Below are 15,965 nucleotides of genomic sequence, written 5' to 3' on the forward strand. Positions count from 1 at the left end.
CCAGCAGCCGCGCCGTCGCGCACAACGACGGTTACCGGCAGAGCCTTCGTCCGTCCCGCCGCCTCAGATCCTGAGACTGTGCGTGGCCAGGGCGGCCCAGTAGGCTGCGCCGATCGGCAGGGCCGCGTCGTTGAAATCGTAGCCCGGATTGTGGAGCGGCAGGCTCCGCTGAGACCCGTCGGTTCCGATCCAGGCATAGGCGCCCGGGCAGGCTTCGAGCATGAAGGCGAAATCCTCGGAGGCCATAGAGGGCCCGACATCGCCGCGGCGGGCGGTGATGTCCGGGACGGTCCCGGCGGCCGCGAGGGCGGTCCCGACGGCGTCAGCGGTGTTGATGGTGGCGGGATATCCGAACCGGTAAGCGACCTCGGCACGGGCGCCGTGCGTGCCGGCGGTCCCGCTGGCGATGGCCTCGACGAGTTCCGCGACGCGCGCACGCACGGCCTCGTCCAGGCAGCGGACCGTGCCGCGGATGACAGCGCGGTCGGGGATGACGTTATAGGCGTCGCCGCCGTGGATCTGTGTAACGCTGAGCACAACCGGGTCCGTGGGGGCGATCCGCCGACTCACGATCGTCTGGAGAGCGAGGACGATCTCGGAGGCGACCACCAGCGTGTCGGTGCCGCGCTCGGGCATGGCGGCATGGGTGCCGAACCCGGTGACCGTGATCTCGAACGTGTCGAGGGAGGCCATGATCGCCCCCACCCGGGTTGCGAGAGTCCCAAGGGGCAGACCCGGCCAGTTGTGCAGGCCGTAGACGGAGTCGCATGGGAACAGCCGGAACAGACCGTCCTCGACCATGGCGCGCCCGCCGCCCTCGCATTCCTCGGCCGGCTGGAAGATGAAGTGGACCGTTCCAGTCAGGTCGGTGCGCGCCGCGAGATGCCGTGCCGCCCCGAGCAGCATCGCCACGTGACCGTCATGGCCGCAGGCATGCATCACGCCGGGCGTCCGGGAGGCGTAGGCCACGCCCGTCGCCTCCTGGATCGGCAGGGCGTCCATGTCGGCCCGCAGACCGATGGTCGGACCGTCGCCCCGGCTCAGGGTCCCGACCACACCGGTGCGCCCGAGCCCGGTCTTCACCGACAGGCCGCAGGCGGCCAGTTCCCGGGCGACGAGATCCGCGGTGCGGACTTCCTGGAAGGCCAGTTCGGGATGGGTGTGCAGGTCGCGCCGCCACGCGACCATCCGCTCCACGGTCTCCGCCTCGATACCCATAAGATGTCTCTCACCTGCCAGAGGCTGCTTGAGCGCCTCGATCCCCCGCCCTGACCCTACGCCGATCGGCGCGGCGGTTCACCCCAGCGGCGCGTGCATGAAGAACTGCGCGATCAGGACTGCGCCGAGGAACGTCCCGGCATTGGCCATGAACGAGACCACGACGATGCGCCAGCCGAGGCGGCGGAAGGCGGGCACGTCCTTGGCGACGGAGAGCCCCGCGAAGGTCAGGATCGGCGTGGCCAGCGCCAGGAAGTTGAGCTTGCCGGTCAGGGCGGCGATCTCGGCCGCGTAGGGCGTGCCCGGATAGGTCAGGGCCATGCCGATGATCGAGACCCAGAGGACGGCGGGCAGGCGCCGGCCGAGGAGCAGGTAGAGGCCCCACCCGGCCAGGACGGTGCCGATGATGATCGCCATCCCGGCCACCACGCTCGCGTCCGGGACGACACCGTAGGTCAGCCAGTTGCCGATGAGCCCGTAGGCGCCGATCAGGAGCCAGGCGAGCACGGTCTCGGCGAGGCCGATCCGGACCTCCTGATGGGCCGGGGCGGCCGCCTGCGGGTCGGCCACCGCCGGCCGGGCGGCGTCCGGCCGGTTGCGGCCGAGGATCGGCTCCAGTTTGCCGTAGGCCCAGATCGTGAAGGGCAGCGACAGGAACAGGGTGAAATACGTGCCGATCGTGGTGGTGACGAGGTTGCTGGCCGCCGCGAAGGTCGCGACGTCCTTGGCGATTTCGGGCGTCTGCTGGGCCGCGATCGCTCCCGAGGCGGCGGCCATCATGCTGCCGGAGCCGACGCCGGCCCCCATCGCCAGGGCCAGTGGGTTGAAGACGCCTAAGCTGGTGATCAGCCCGGCCAGCAGAGCGATGAACACCGCGCCGAACACCGTGCCGGTCAGGTACTCGGCCAGGACGCCGCGGCCCTCCGGCGAATCCATGCCGTAGCGCTCGCCGATGATGGCGAGGCTCGGCTCGCGGCCGACCGAGAAGGTCGCGCCGATCGCCTCGCGCTTGATACCGAGCAGGAGCGCCACCGGCAGGCCGAACACCATCGTGCCGAAGAAGTGGCCGAACTCCTGGAAGGCCAGGGCCCAGCCCGAGGCGAGGATCTTCGGCAGCGAGCCGCCGACGAGCAGGCCGAGCTTGGCGATGAAGATCAGGAGCGCCGGCTGCAGGTAGGCGCCGGCCGCGTTCTGCAGGGCGCCCGACAGGCGCAGCGGCGCCGGCAGGCGCGGGCTCATCAACCCCAGCGCCCCGCCGAGCAGGAGCGCCCAGAGCAGCGGAAGCAGCACGATCTTGCCGGCGCCCACCGGGATGCTGACGTTGCCGATCGCCTCCGCGATGACGACGATGACGAGGGCGAGCAGGAACAGCGTGAGCTTCCCGCCGGCCGAGACGGGCGGCGCGACCGAGCGCGTGTTCGTCGCAGAGAGTTCGCCCGCCATCGTCATCCTCCATGGCCCTCTTGGGGCTGCCCGTTGCTCCGCCTGCCGGTCTTGATCGCCGGTCTTGTCGTTTGTCTGTGCGTGGGACGACGCGGAGGGACGTGCCCGGCGGCGTCGCGACGAAGTCGTCGACATTGCCCGAGCCGGATGGAGCGCGGGTCCTCTCTCCCGTGCGGGAGAGGGCGTCCGTCGCGCTGTCCGAGCCCGCGTCGCTCGCCCGTCAATCTGTCGTTCCGCGGTCGGGCACAGCTCTAGCCCACGTAGCCGAAGGTCACGGCCGGCTCGGCGGCGGTCTCGACCCAGACACTCTTGGTCTGGGTGTAGGCCATCAGCGCCTCGCGGCCCGAGGAGCGGCCGAAGCCCGAGCGGCCGAAGCCGCCGAACGGGGAGGCCACGTTGATGGTCTTGTAGCCGTTGACCCAGACGGTGCCGGCCCGCAAAGCCGCCGCGACCCGGTGGCCGCGCCCGCCATCGCCGGTCCAGACCGCGCCGGCGAGGCCGTAGGGCGTGCCGTTGGCCAGTGCGACCGCCTCGTCCTCGCCGTCGAACGGCAGGACCGCCAGGACCGGGCCGAACACCTCCTCCCGGGCGATCACCGCGTCCGGCGCGACGCCGTCCACGATGGTCGGGCCGTAGTAGAAGCCGCCCGTGTCGCGCAGGGCCGCCGGGCAGCCCCCGCCCGCCGCGATCGTAGCACCGGCCCCCGCGGCGGCCTCGACCATGTCGGCGATCTTGTCCCGCTGGCGCCGGTTGTTGATCGGGCCGATCTGCGTCGCCGGGTCGGTCGGCGCGCCCACCGGGATGCGCGCGGCGGCGTGGGACAGGCGCTCGACGAAGGACGCGTGGATCGAGCGGTGCACGAGGAGCCGGGAGCCGGCCACGCAGCTCTGCCCGGCGCCGCCGAAGATCGCGGCCTGCGCGCCGATCAGCGCCCGGTCGAGGTCTGCGTCGGCGAACACGATGTTGGCCGACTTGCCGCCGAGCTCCAGCACGCTCGGCACGATGGCGCGGGCCGCCGCGGCGGCGATCTGCGCGCCCGCCTCGGCCGAGCCCACGAACACGACCAGCCGGGTGTCGGGATGGGCCACCGCGGCGGCGCCGGTGGTCGGGCCGGCGCCCGCCAGCACCGAGACGAGGCCGCGCGGCATCCCCTCGGCCCGGTCGCAGATCAGGCCGAGGGCAAGCGAGGTCAGAGGCGTCAGCTCGGAGGGCTTCAGCACCACGGCGTTGCCGGCGCAGATCGCCGGCGCGATCTGCCAGCCCGCCGTGAAGATCGGGGCGTTCCAGGGGGTGATCTGCACCACGGTGCCGAAGGGCTCGTGGCGGGTGTAGTTCAGGTGCGAGGTCGGGACCGGGATGACGTCGCCGTGCAGCTTGTCGCACCAGCCGGCGTAGTACTCGAACATCTCGGCGACCTTGGCGACCTCGCCGCGTGTGTCGCGGATCGGCTTGCCGGCCGAGAGGGTCTCCAACTCGGCCAGGGCCGCGGCGTGCTGTCGGACCAGGGCGGCCACGGCCCACATCGCCCGGCCGCGGGCGGCCGCGCTCATGCCCCACCACGCGCGCTGGGCGTCGCGGGCCGCCGCCATGGCAGCCTCGACGACCGACGAGCCAGCATCGGCGAAGCTTGCGAGGACGCCGCCATCGGCGGGGTTGACGAGGTCGAGGCTGGCGCCTGTCCCTTCCAGGATCTCACCGGCCACGACGCTACCGATGCAGCCGCCCGGCAGCAGGTCGGCCAGGAGTGCGGTGACCCGGTCGGCGGCGGGCGAGTGCGGCGTGCCGGACATCAGTGGGCTCCCTTGGGATCGCGGTAATCGGCCATGCGGGTGAAGTCGGCCGTGTCGGGGATGGCGGCCTGCGTCGCCTGCCAGATCCGCTTCACCTCGGCGGAGAGCGGCAGGTCGATCCCGCACGCGGCGGCGAGGTCGAGGGCGAGGCGCACGTCCTTGCGCATCAGGCCGGCCGAGAAGCCGCTGTCGAAGGTGCCGGACTGGACCCAGCGCGGGACCATGACCTCGCTGATCGCGCTGCGGCCGGTCGCGGTGTTCACGACCTTGACGGCCTCCTCGGCCGAGAGGCCCGCCGCCTCGGACAGGCGCAGGGCCTCGCCGGTGGTCACGAGATGGGCCGCAACCAGCAGGTTGTTCACGAGCTTGACGATGTTGCCGGCGCCCGAGGGCCCGACATGCGGCGCGCGGGCCGACATGGCCTCCAGGACCGGCCGGGCCAGTTCGTAATCCGCTTGGGTCCCGCCGATCATCATGGTCAGGGTGCCCTCGGCGGCGCCGGACGGGCCGCCGCTCACCGGGGCGTCGAGGAGCGCGTGACCCGCCGCGGCGAGGCGCTCGGCGAGGCGCCGGGTCGTGCCGGGATCCGAGGTCGAGGTGTCCACCACGACCACCTTCCGGTCGGTCCGGGACAGGAGGCCGCCCTCGGCGGTGACGACCGCCTCCACGTCCCGCGCCAGCGGCAGCGAGAAGACCAGGGCGTCGGCCCGGCGCAGCACGTCGTTGAGGGCGTCGAGGACGGTGACGCCGGCCGCCTCGGCGGCGGGGCGCCGGCCCGCGTCGATGTCGTAACCCAGGACCGCGAAGCCCTTGCGGGCCAGGGTCGCGGCCATGCCTAGGCCCATATTGCCGAGCCCGACGACCCCTACCATTGCGATGGTCATGCCGATCCGTCCTCACGAAGCGGCACGATAATTCCGGCAATCGAGTGTTGCGACAACAGCCGATTTCTGCACGTTCCGTGCGGAAATTCCGCACGCTCGCGTCAGGCCGACGGCGGGCGGAACGCCACCATGTGGTCGGCCAGCCAGCCGAGCAGCCGCGCCGCGCCCTCTGGCAGACGCCGCCCCGCGCGGATGACGAGGTGGGCACTCGCCTCCGACAGGATCGCGTCGCGCAGCGGCACCGCTGCAAGGTGACCGTCGCGCAGCTCGGCCGCGACCACGAAGCGGGGCAGGAACGCGACGCCCATGGCGGCCATTACGAACCGGCGGTGCATCTCGAAGGACGCGGTCTCCAGCCGCGGCATCAGCCGGAAGCCGCCATCGGCCTCGACGCGGCCGATCAGCTGGCGCACGCCGTGGTCGGGCGGCAGGAGGGCGGCGGGCTCGGTGGCGAAGCTGCGCAGCGGGACCGGGGCCGCCCCGTCGGCGAGGGGATGCCCCATCGGCAGGACGGCGAGCAGGGGCTGCCGGGCGGAGACGATTCCGCGGACATCCGGGTGTGCGGGCGGATTATAGACGAGGCCGATATCCGCATCCCCCCGGGCGATCGCCGCGAGGATCCCGTCGGTGGTGCCGATCTCAACCTGATAGGCGATGCCGGGATGGTCCCGGGCGAAGCCGGCCAGCGCGTTGTCGAGGAGGTCGATCAGGAAGCCGGCGCCGCAGCGCAGGCTGATCGTGCCCCGCTGCACCCCGCGCAGGCGCTTCAGCTGGTCCTCCAGCAGCGCCGCCTCGTCGGCCTGCCGCTGCGCGTGCGCGGCGACGAGACGCCCGGCCTCGGTGGGGACCACGCCCCGGGGCAGGCGTTCGAGCAGGGGCTCGCCGACCTGCGCCTCCAGCTCGATGATCTGCCGGCTCACCGCCGAGGCGGCGACGTTCAGCAACTCGGCCGCCGCCCGGACCGAGCCCGCGCGCACGACGGCCAGCAGGTAGCGCAGCGCGCGGTCGTTCACGGCGGCGGGTCCCCGGCGGCGCGGCGGTCGACCGCGACGGCGCCCCGCGCCACGACGAGCGCCGGCTCCTGGCGCTCCACGATCACCTGCGGCACTCCGCCGGCCGCGAAGGCGACCAGGTCGGCCCGCGCGCCGGGCGCCACCGTCCCCGGACCGAGGCCGAGCACCCGCGCCGGGACGGCGGTGATCGGCGCCAGCAGCGCTGCGAGGTCCGCGTCGGTGCGCAGGTCGAACCGATAGGCGGCGAGCTGGGCCCGGGCGACCATGCTGGTGACGGTAGCGGGATTCCAGCAGTCGCGGACATTGTCGGTGCCGAAGCAGACCGGGACGCCGAGCTCCTGCAATCGCCGGATCGGCGGGCATCGGGACCCGCCCGGGATGCTGCTGAGGATCGCGACGCCGGCCCGGTTCAGGGCCTCCGCGATCCGGCCGAGCTCCAAGTCGCCGGCCTCTGCCAGGGCGAAGGCGTGGCTGATCGTGACCTGGCCGCCGAGCCCCGCCGTCTCCGTGCGGGCCGCGATCGCCGCGATCGTGCCGAGTCCGGCCGCGCCGCCGTCGTGAAGGTGGATGTCGATGCCCCTTCCGTGCCGCTCGGCCAGGGCGAAGACGATGTCCAGGTGAGCGTCGCGGTCGCCGTCGATGCCGACGGGGTCGAGACCGCCGACGAGGTCCGCGCCCATCCGCAGGGCCTCGCCCAGGTCGGCCGCGACCGGCGGGCAGCCCAAGATCCCGCTCTGCGGGAAGGCGACGATCTGGATCTGCAGCCGGTCGGACCAGCGCGCCCGCAGGTCGAGGATCTGGGCGAGATGGTCGATTCGCGTGACGTCGTCGATGTCGACATGGGTCCGCAGGCTCGTCGTGCCGCCGCGGAGCATGCGTTCGAGCAGCGCCTCGGCGCCCTGCTCGGCGAGCGGGATCCGCGTGGCGCGGCGGAATGCCTTCTCGTCGTCGATGATCGCGCGGACGGACCCGCTCGCCCCGTGCGGGCGCCATGGGAGGCCGAGCAGGCACTTGTCGAGGTGCACGTGCCCGTCTGACAGGCCCGGCAGCACCAGGGCACCGCCGAGATCGATGGTGCGGGTGGCGGGCGGCAGCGGCGCGCCGGGATCCCGCAGGGCGGCGACGCGGTCGCCCAGGATGTCGATGGTCGCCCGGCGGCCCTCGGCGAGCGTGGCGTCGTGGAGGCGCAGGTCGCAGGGGATGTCTCCGCGCGGCTCGGCGATCGACGTCATGGCGGGGCTCCGTTCAGAGCGGCCGGCCCGCCGCCACGACGGTCCGGATGGCGAAGCTCGATTGCAGCCGGGCGACCCCCGGCAGGCGCGACAGGACATCCTTGTGCAGCCGCTCGTAATCGGCCGCGTCGCTCACCTTGAGCTTCACGAGGTAATCGGCCGTCCCGGTCATCAGATAGCAATCCTGCACCTCGGGACAGCGCCGGACGGCCGCCTCGAACCGGTTGAGATAATCCTCGGTCTGGCGGTCCAGGGTGAACTGGGTGAGGACGACCAGGCCCGGCCCGTCGACAGCGCCGCCGATCAGCGCCGTGTAGCCCCGGATGATGCCGGATTCCTCCAGCAGCCGCACGCGGCGATGGCAGGCCGAGGCCGACAGGCCGACCGTCGCGGCGAGATCCGCATTGCTGATCCGGCCGTCGCCGCGCAGGGCCTGGATGATGCGGCGGTCGATCTCGTCCACACCCGACTCGCAGGAACTTCGAACTGGCCGCAGTAAGTTGCACGGCCAAGCTCAGAACTCAAAGGTCTTCGACAACACGCACGCCCGTTCGACGATCCTTCGTGTAGCCTTTCGGCGCTGCATCCGAGCGCCGTCACGAGGGCTGCCATGAGCATGATCGAGCGCAATCTCCAGCCCGATGCGGGCCCGGCCGGGACGGCCTCCGCACTCCTCACGATCGATCTCGCGGCCATCGCGGAGAATTACCGCCTGCTCGCCGCGCAAGCCGGGACGGCGACCTGCGCGGCCGTCGTCAAGGCGGACGCCTACGGCCTCGGCGCCGACCGGGTCGCGCCGGCTCTCGCCGCCGCAGGCTGCCGGCACTTCTTCGTCGCCCAGGTCGGCGAGGGCGTGTCCCTCCGGTCCATCCTCGGACCCGGCGCGGTGATCGCCGTGCTCAACGGCGCCGCTCCGGGCAGCGAGGCGACCTGCGCGGACCACGACCTCGTGCCCGTCCTCAACGATCTTTCCCAGCTCGATGGCTGGCAGGGCGTGGCCCGGCGGCGCGCGCGGCGCCTGCCCGCGATCCTCCAAGTCGATACCGGCATGGCCCGCTTCGGCTTCGCGCCGGACGAAATCGGCGCGCTCCTCGACCGGCCGGACGCTTTCGCGGGCCTCGACCTGCGGCTGGTGATGAGCCACCTCGCCTGCGCGGGCGAGCCGGACAGCCCGGTCAACGCGGCGCAGCGCGCCGCCTTCCAGGCCGTCCGCCAGCGCCTGCCCGCGGTGCCGGCGAGCCTCGCGGCCTCGTCCGGGATCTTCCTCGGTCCGGACTTCCATTTCGACATGGTGCGCCCCGGCTCCGCCCTCTACGGGATCGCCCCGCAGGAGGACGCGCCCAACCCGATGCGGCCGGTGATCGGCTTGCGGGCCCGGGTGATGCAGACGCGCAGCGTCCCGGCGGGGACGCCGGTCGGCTACGGGCACGCGGCCACAGTCGCCCGGGACAGCCGCCTGGCCACGGTCGCGATCGGCTACGCGGACGGGTTCTTCCGCAGCACGGCGGGCGGCGCGGCGTGGTTCGGCGGCGTCCGTCTGCCCGTGATCGGGCGCGTCTCGATGGACAGCCTCGTCCTCGACGTCACCGACGTGGCGCCCGGCACCCTCGGGCCGGGGGCGCTCGTCGACATCGTCGGGCCGGAGCGCGACGTCGACGCCGTCGCCGCCGCGGCCGGCACGATCGGCTACGAGGTCCTGACCAACCTCGGACACCGCTTCCACCGCGTCTATCTCGGAGCCTGAGGCCCGCCATGCACGTGATCATCCTCGGCGGCGGCGTCGTTGGCGTCACCTCGGCCTATTATCTCGCCCGGGCCGGCCATCAGGTCACCGTGCTGGAGCGCCAGCCGGGCGCCGGCCTGGAGACCAGCTTCGCCAATGCCGGGCAGGTCTCGCCCGGCTACTCGGCTCCCTGGGCCGCACCCGGGATACCCGTGAAGGCGCTCAAGTGGCTGATGATGCGGCACCGGCCGCTGGTACTCTGGCCGCGGCTGGAGCCCCGCCTCTACGGTTGGCTCACGCGGATGCTCGCGAACTGCACCGAGGAGGCCTACCAGCGGAACAAGGGCCGCATGGTCCGGCTCGCCGAGTACAGCCGCGACGCACTGCGCGACCTGCGCACCGAGACGGGCATCGCCTACGACCACCGGGAGAAGGGCACGCTGCAGCTCTTCCGGACGCAAAAGCAGCTCGACCATGTCGGCGACGACACCTGCGTCCTCGACGCCTACGGCGTGCCCTACGCGGTGCTGGATCCGGCCGGCTGCATCAGTGCCGAGCCGGCGCTCGCCGCCGTGCCGGACGTGTTCGTCGGCGGCCTGCGGCTGCCGGGCGACGAGACCGGCGACGCGCACCTGTTCACCCAGCGCCTCGCGGCGATCTGCGAGGGCCTCGGCGTGACCTTCCGCTACGGGACGGCGATCGCGCGCCTGCATCACGCCGGCGACCGGGTGACGGCGGTCGAGACCGCCGACGGTGCGCTTCTGCGGGCGGATGCCTACGTGGCGGCGCTGGGCAGCTACACGCCGGCCCTGCTGCGCCCCCTCGGGATCGCGCTGCCGGTCTACCCCGTGAAGGGCTATTCCCTGACCCTGCCGATCACCGATGCGGAGGCCGCGCCGGTCTCGACGGTGATGGACGAGACCTACAAGGTCGCGATCACCCGGCTCGGCGACCGCATCCGCGTCGGCGGCACGGCCGAGCTCGCCGGCTTCAGCAGCGCCCTGCGCGGGCCGCGCCGCGAGACCCTCGCGCGCTCGGTGCAGGACCTGTTCCCGGCCGGCGGCGACCTCGACCGCGCCTCGTTCTGGACCGGCCTGCGGCCGATGACGCCGGACGGCACACCGATCGTCGGGGGCACGCGGGTCGGGAACCTGTTCACCAACACCGGTCACGGCACCCTCGGCTGGACGATGGCCTGCGGCTCTGGCCGCCTGCTCGCCGACCTCGTGTCCGGCCGGGCCCCGGAGATCGCGAGCGACGATCTGGCGTTCGACCGCTACGCTGCGTGAGCCGGCCGGTCGGGGTGGCTCGGCTCGCGAGCCGCGCAACCATGGAACCGCCGGCGCGCTGCGCAGCGTGTGCGGTGGCGCACCAGCACAACCCAACCCCGTAGAGCGCAGATCGCGACCCGACTCTGCGTTGAGAAACATGCCGCGAGTCATCGCGAGATCTCGTCGAGGCTCCGTACGATCATTCATTATCCATCGCGGTACGACCACCGGTTGATTACATGATGTTCATGATGTGCGGATTCGCATAATCGCTGGATGACTTCTGGCAGGCCCGGCAACCCTTCGCACCGAGTCGAGTTGAGGATCTGAACGAACGATCCGGGTGCGCAGATGAGTTTCATCGTCGTCCAGGGCCAGGAAGATCACGAGCAGGCGGATGCCGTTCTCCGAGGCGTCGCCGACGGGCTGGCCCGCCTGTTCCGCGTGCCCGATCATCCGCCCGGTGTTCAGGACCTGCTGGATGCCGGACCGCAGGAAGAGGGCCCCTACCCTGGGCAGGTCGCCCCGCGCGGCGCGCGAAGCCCGGAGCGCGCGAACACGGGCGTGCGCCGCGGCGGCGGCAAGGGGTCTCCCGCAGCAAGGTCGATGAAGACGGGCACCGGCAGGGTGCCGCGCGGGGCGGCTCAGGCGCGCAGCCGCGCGCGGGGGCGGCGGGCGAGATCCGAGGCGCAGTCCGGGCAACGCGACCAGTCCTGAGTCCGGCCCGGCGCGCACCCCGGCCTCAGCGCGTCGCGGACAGGCCGAAGCGCCGGATCTCCAGGTGAATCTGCTCGAGCGGCAAGACCTTGGCGGCCGCGCCGCGGTCGATCGCCTCCTCGGGCATCCCGAACACGACGCAGCTCGCCTCGTCCTGGGCGACGGTCTGCGCCCCGGCCCGGCGCATCTCCAGCAGGCCATTGGCGCCGTCATCGCCCATGCCGGTCATCAGGATGCCGAGGGCGTTCGCGGCCGCCGCCCGGGCGGCCGAGCGGAACAGCACGTCGACCGACGGGCGGTGGCGGGCGACAAGCGGACCGTTCTTCACTGAGACCGCGTAGCTCCCGCCCCGGCGCTCGACCATGAGGTGGCGCCCGCCGGGGGCGATCAGGGCGCGGCCCCGCATCACGAGGTCGCCGTCCTCCGGCTCCTTGACGGTGATCGCGCAGAGGCCGTTCAGGCGCTTGGCGAACGCCGCCGTGGAATGCTCCGGAATGTGCTGCACGATGTGACGAGGCAGGGGGACCCGGCGGGCAGCACCTCGAGCACGTCGCGCAGCGCTTCCGTCCCGCCCGTCGACGCGCCGATGCAGACGATCCGGTCGGTCTCCGACCACCACGCGCCCGGGGACGGGCGGCGGCAGGACGGCGCCGGCCGAGAGCTTCGCCTCGACCAGTTGCCGGGGCGGCCGGCTCCCGCGCAGCTTGCCGAGCTGCACGGGCGTGCCGATCCTCTTCCTGAGCACGGAATCCGACGCGGGGATCAAGCAGCAGGCGAAGGCGGCCGGGGCGACGGGCTGGATCACCAAACCGTTCAAGCCCGAGCAGCTGCTCGCCGTCGTGGGCAAGCTCGTCCGCGCCTGAGCCCGTCCCCGCGGCGCCGCGCGGCAGGCCTGCGGAACGCGGTGCAATCGGCTATGGACCGTGGATCGACTGGCCGGGACGCTTCCGGCCGCGGGGTCTTCCAGTTCGCGGGCCTGCCATGCTGAATACCGGTTCGAACGCGCCGACCGAGGACGGCAAGAGCCTGGAACGGGCACTCGGGCACCAGGTCCGCGCCCTGCGCCGCGAGCGGGAACTGTCGGTCGCGGATCTCAGCGCGGCGGCCGGCATCTCGCCCGGCATGGTCTCGAAGATCGAGAACGGGCAGATCTCGCCGTCGCTCGCCACGGTCAACGCGGTGGCGAAGGCGCTCAACGTGCCGATCACCACCCTCTTCGCCGCCTTCGAGGAGAGCCGCGACTGCTCCTACGTGAAGAAGGGCACCGGGGTCGTCATCGAGCGGCGCGGCACGAAGGTCGGGCACATCTACGAACTGCTCGGCGCCGGCATCCGCGGCGAGACCGTGCTCGAGCCCTACCTCATCACCCTGGAGGAGGATGCCGAGGTCTATACCGGCTTCCGCCACGCGGGCATCGAGTTCATCTACATGCTGAGCGGCGAAGTGAGCTACCGCCACGCCGGGCAGGATTACCACCTGAAGCCGGGCGATGCGCTCCTGTTCGACGCCGAGGCGCTGCACGGGCCGCAGACGCTGATCAAGCGGCCGATGACCTACCTGTCGATCATCGCCTATCCCCGGCAGTGACGGCGCCGCGCCGTGCGGGCCGCGCCCCCTGCCCGACCTCACCGCAGCCGGTGGCTAATTTCTCAGCAAGAAATTTTAGTGATCCTCAGTTGACGAATCCGGGGCACCGTGCGAGCCGTATGCCGGCAGGCGACACGGAGTTCGCAGCGTCATGTGCGGGATCGTCGGACTATTCCTGAAGGCTCCGAGCCTGGAACCGCAGCTCGGCGCGCTGCTCTCCACGATGTTGGAGACGATGACCGATCGCGGCCCCGACAGCGCCGGCTTCGCCGTCTACGGCGACGCCGCCGCGGGGGTGAAGCTCACCTTGCGCGGGGCGGACGCGAGGGCCCTGGCGACCGTCGTGACCCGGCTCGAGGCTGCGACCGTCCAGGCCTGCGCGGCGCGCGCGCGGGACACCCACACGGTGCTGACCGTAGACGCGGCGGCGGCGGACGCGGTCCGCGCCTGGCTCGCCGACCACGCGCCGGAGATCGACGTCGTCTCAGCGGGCCGGCGGATGGAGATCTACAAGGAGGTGGGCCTGCCCGCCGCGGTGGCGGACCGCTTCGACCTCGCCGGCATGGCGGGCAGCCACGGTATCGGCCACACCCGCATGGCCACCGAGAGCGCCGTGACCACGAACGGCGCCCATCCCTTCTCGACGGGGCTCGACGAGTGCCTCGTCCATAACGGCTCCCTGTCGAACCACAACGACCTGCGCCGGCGGCTGCGCCGAGAGGGGATACGCTTCGCCACCAGCAACGACACCGAGGTCGCCGCCGGCTACCTGAGCTGGCGGATGCGCGCCGGCGCCTCCCTCGAACAGGCCCTGCAGGCGAGCCTGACCGATCTCGACGGGTTCTTCACCTTCGTGGTCGGCACCCGGACGGGCTTCGCGGTCCTGCGCGACCCGATCGCCTGCAAGCCCGCCGTCATGGCCGAGACGGACGCCTACGTGGCCTTCGGCTCCGAGTACCGCGCCCTCGTCGGCCTGCCCGGCATCGAGAGCGCCCGGGTCTTCGAGCCGGAGCCCGCCAAGGTCTACGCCTGGGAGCGCCATTGATGCCGACCGTCGACCTGCGCGCCGAGCCGCTGCGTGCCCTGAACCGCGCCCTCCACGCCCTGCGCCCCGACACGAACGAGACCCGCTGGACGGTCGTGAATCCGGACGGCCGGCACGCCATCGCGGCGGGCCTCGACGCCCCGATCCACGTCGAGATCGACGGCAACGCCGGCTACTACTGCGCCGGCATGAACAAGCAGGCCACCGTCGTGATCGGCGGCAATGCCGGGGTCGGCGTGGCCGAGAACATGATGTCGGGCGTCGTGCACGTGCGCGGCGACGCCAGCCAGTCGGCCGGGGCCACCGCCCAGGGAGGGCTGCTCCTGATCGACGGCAATGCCGGGGCGCGCTGCGGCATCTCGATGAAGGGGGTCGACATCCTCGTGAAGGGGTCGATCGGCCACATGTCGGCCTTCATGGCCCAGGCCGGAACCCTGACGGTGCTGGGCGATGCCGGCGAGGCGCTGGGCGACTCGCTCTACGAGGCCCGGCTCTATATCCGCGGCGCGGTGACGAGCCTGGGCGCCGACTGCGTCGAGAAGCCGATGGGCGACGCGCACCGGGAACAGCTCTTCGCCAAGCTCAAGGAGGCGGGCCTCGCGGGCGAGGTCGATCCGGGCGAGTTCCGCCGCTACGGGTCCGCGCGCAGCCTCTACCACTTCCACGTCGACAACGCCGGAGCCTACTGATGGCCGAGACGCCCCCGCGCACGGTGCCGCGCACCTCGGCGACCTTCACTCCCGAGGTCATGGCGGAGATCCGCCGGGCGGCGGCGACCGGCATCTACGACATCCGCGGCGCCGGCGCGAAGCGCGCGCTCCCGCATCTCGACGACCTGCTGTTCCTCGGTGCCTCGATCAGCCGCTACCCGCTGGAGGGCTACCGCGAGCGGTGCGGCACCGAGGTGGTGCTGGGCGACCGCTTCGCCTCGAAGCCGATCCGCCTGAAGACCCCGGTGACCATCGCCGGCATGAGCTTCGGCTCCCTCTCGGCCAACGCCAAGGAGGCCCTCGGGCGCGGCGCGAGCCTCGCCGGGACCTCGACCACCACGGGCGACGGCGGCATGACCCCGGAGGAGCGGGGCCACTCGCAGACCCTGGTCTACCAGTACCTGCCGTCCCGCTACGGCATGAACCCGGACGACCTGCGCCGGGCCGACGCCATCGAGATGGTGATCGGCCAGGGCGCCAAGCCCGGCGGCGGCGGCATGCTGCTCGGGCAGAAGATCACCGAGCGGGTCGCCGGGATGCGTTGCCTGCCGCCGGGCATCGACCAGCGCTCGGCCTGCCGCCACCCGGACTGGACCGGACCGGACGACCTCGCGATCAAGCTCGAGGAGCTGCGCGAGATCACCGACTGGGAGAAGCCGATCTACGTGAAGGTCGGCGCGAGCCGCCCCTATTACGACACCGCGCTCGCCGCGAAGTCCGGCGCGGACGTCGTCGTGCTGGACGGCATGCAGGGCGGTACCGCGGCCACGCAGGACGTGTTCATCGAGCATGTCGGCATCCCGACCCTGGCAGCGATCCGGCCGGCCGTGCAGGCCCTCCAGGATCTCGGCCTCCACCGGAAGGTCCAGCTGGTGGTCTCCGGCGGTATCCGCTCCGGCGCCGACGTCGCCAAGGTGCTGGCGCTCGGCGCCGACGCGGTGGCGATCGGCACCGCGGCGCTGATCGCGCTCGGCGACAACGATCCCCGCTGGGAGGCCGAGTACGCGGCGCTCGGCACCACGGCGGGCGCCTACGACGACTGGCACGAGGGCAAGGATCCGGCGGGGATTACCACGCAGGATCCGGAGCTCGCCCGGCGGCTCGACCCCGTGCTCGGTGGACGGCGCCTCGCCAACTTCCTCGCCGTCATGACCCTGGAGGCGCAGACCATCGCCCGCGCCTGCGGCAAGAGCCACCTCCACAACCTGGAGCCCGAGGACCTCGTCGCCCTGACGATCGAGGCCGCGGCCATGGCGCAAGTCCCCCTCGCCGGGACCGACTGGATCCCCGGCAAGGCCGGCCTGTGACAGCCGCGCCCTGACGGTCGCACTC

At 72.3% G+C, this 15,965-nt stretch carries 14 protein-coding genes and 2 pseudogenes; 8 read left to right on the forward strand and 8 right to left on the reverse strand.

The window, feature by feature from the left end:
* Positions 1 to 63: 63 nt before the first annotated feature.
* The 7 genes from BLT59_RS01530 to BLT59_RS01560 all read right to left on the reverse strand — a co-directional run bounded on the left by BLT59_RS01530 (position 64) and on the right by BLT59_RS01560 (position 8,043).
* Positions 64 to 1,218, reverse strand: coding sequence for a M20 aminoacylase family protein (locus BLT59_RS01530; RefSeq protein ID WP_091775505.1), 1,155 nt, complete (start codon positions 1,216 to 1,218; stop codon positions 64 to 66).
* Between the two features lie 78 nt (positions 1,219 to 1,296).
* On the reverse strand, positions 1,297 to 2,661 hold the full coding sequence (locus BLT59_RS01535; protein WP_244513780.1) for a DUF3100 domain-containing protein: 1,365 nt from the start codon (positions 2,659 to 2,661) through the stop codon (positions 1,297 to 1,299).
* Between the two features lie 251 nt (positions 2,662 to 2,912).
* On the reverse strand, positions 2,913 to 4,451 hold the full coding sequence (locus BLT59_RS01540; RefSeq protein ID WP_091775511.1) for an aldehyde dehydrogenase family protein: 1,539 nt from the start codon (positions 4,449 to 4,451) through the stop codon (positions 2,913 to 2,915).
* A complete protein-coding gene (locus tag BLT59_RS01545) occupies positions 4,451 to 5,335 on the reverse strand; it encodes an NAD(P)-dependent oxidoreductase (RefSeq protein WP_091775514.1) in 885 nt (294 codons plus the stop codon). Before BLT59_RS01545 ends, BLT59_RS01540 begins: the two co-directional genes overlap by 1 nt.
* A 101-nt stretch (positions 5,336 to 5,436) precedes the next feature.
* Positions 5,437 to 6,348, reverse strand: coding sequence for a LysR family transcriptional regulator (locus BLT59_RS01550; RefSeq protein WP_091775518.1), 912 nt, complete (start codon positions 6,346 to 6,348; stop codon positions 5,437 to 5,439).
* A complete protein-coding gene (locus tag BLT59_RS01555) occupies positions 6,345 to 7,580 on the reverse strand; it encodes an amidohydrolase family protein (RefSeq protein WP_091775521.1) in 1,236 nt (411 codons plus the stop codon). The genes BLT59_RS01550 and BLT59_RS01555 overlap by 4 nt, the downstream gene beginning before the upstream one ends.
* Before the next feature lie 13 nt (positions 7,581 to 7,593).
* Entirely contained in the window at positions 7,594 to 8,043 is a 450-nt protein-coding gene (locus BLT59_RS01560) for an Lrp/AsnC family transcriptional regulator (RefSeq protein ID WP_091775524.1), read from the reverse strand.
* Positions 8,044 to 8,190: 147 nt separating this feature from the next.
* Here BLT59_RS01560 and alr point away from each other — a divergent pair, with 147 nt between their 5' ends.
* The 3 genes from alr to BLT59_RS01575 all read left to right on the forward strand — a co-directional run bounded on the left by alr (position 8,191) and on the right by BLT59_RS01575 (position 11,291).
* On the forward strand, positions 8,191 to 9,324 hold the full coding sequence (gene alr, locus BLT59_RS01565; protein WP_091775527.1) for an alanine racemase: 1,134 nt from the start codon (positions 8,191 to 8,193) through the stop codon (positions 9,322 to 9,324).
* 8 nt (positions 9,325 to 9,332) lie between these two features.
* A complete protein-coding gene (locus BLT59_RS01570) occupies positions 9,333 to 10,592 on the forward strand; it encodes a D-amino acid dehydrogenase (protein WP_091775531.1) in 1,260 nt (419 codons plus the stop codon).
* A 333-nt stretch (positions 10,593 to 10,925) separates the two neighbouring features.
* Positions 10,926 to 11,291, forward strand: coding sequence for a hypothetical protein (locus BLT59_RS01575; RefSeq protein WP_091775534.1), 366 nt, complete (start codon positions 10,926 to 10,928; stop codon positions 11,289 to 11,291).
* A gap of 25 nt (positions 11,292 to 11,316) precedes the next feature.
* Here the strand turns inward: BLT59_RS01575 and BLT59_RS01580 are convergent.
* A pseudogene (locus tag BLT59_RS01580) lies at positions 11,317 to 11,997 on the reverse strand (CheB methylesterase domain-containing protein); the annotation flags it as partial.
* Between BLT59_RS01580 and BLT59_RS01585 the strand changes: the two are divergent.
* The 5 genes and pseudogenes from BLT59_RS01585 to BLT59_RS01605 all read left to right on the forward strand — a co-directional run.
* Positions 11,990 to 12,154, forward strand: a pseudogene (locus tag BLT59_RS01585) (response regulator); the annotation flags it as partial. The pseudogenes BLT59_RS01580 and BLT59_RS01585 sit on opposite strands and share 8 nt — an antisense overlap.
* A 118-nt stretch (positions 12,155 to 12,272) precedes the next feature.
* On the forward strand, positions 12,273 to 12,878 hold the full coding sequence (locus BLT59_RS01590) for a helix-turn-helix domain-containing protein (protein ID WP_091775537.1): 606 nt from the start codon (positions 12,273 to 12,275) through the stop codon (positions 12,876 to 12,878).
* Positions 12,879 to 13,029: 151 nt separating this feature from the next.
* Entirely contained in the window at positions 13,030 to 13,923 is an 894-nt protein-coding gene (locus tag BLT59_RS01595; RefSeq protein WP_091775540.1) for a class II glutamine amidotransferase, read from the forward strand.
* Positions 13,923 to 14,612, forward strand: a complete 690-nt coding sequence (locus BLT59_RS01600; protein WP_091775543.1) for a GltB/FmdC/FwdC-like GXGXG domain-containing protein — start codon at positions 13,923 to 13,925, stop codon at positions 14,610 to 14,612. The genes BLT59_RS01595 and BLT59_RS01600 overlap by 1 nt, the downstream gene beginning before the upstream one ends.
* The gene (locus BLT59_RS01605) at positions 14,612 to 15,940 is read left to right on the forward strand and encodes an FMN-binding glutamate synthase family protein (protein ID WP_091775546.1); all 1,329 of its coding nucleotides are present in this window, start codon (positions 14,612 to 14,614) and stop codon (positions 15,938 to 15,940) included. The genes BLT59_RS01600 and BLT59_RS01605 overlap by 1 nt, the downstream gene beginning before the upstream one ends.
* Positions 15,941 to 15,965: the final 25 nt, after the last annotated feature.

Source organism: Methylobacterium sp. UNC378MF, assembly GCF_900103195.1.
Taxonomy (GTDB): Bacteria; Pseudomonadota; Alphaproteobacteria; order Rhizobiales; family Beijerinckiaceae; genus Methylobacterium.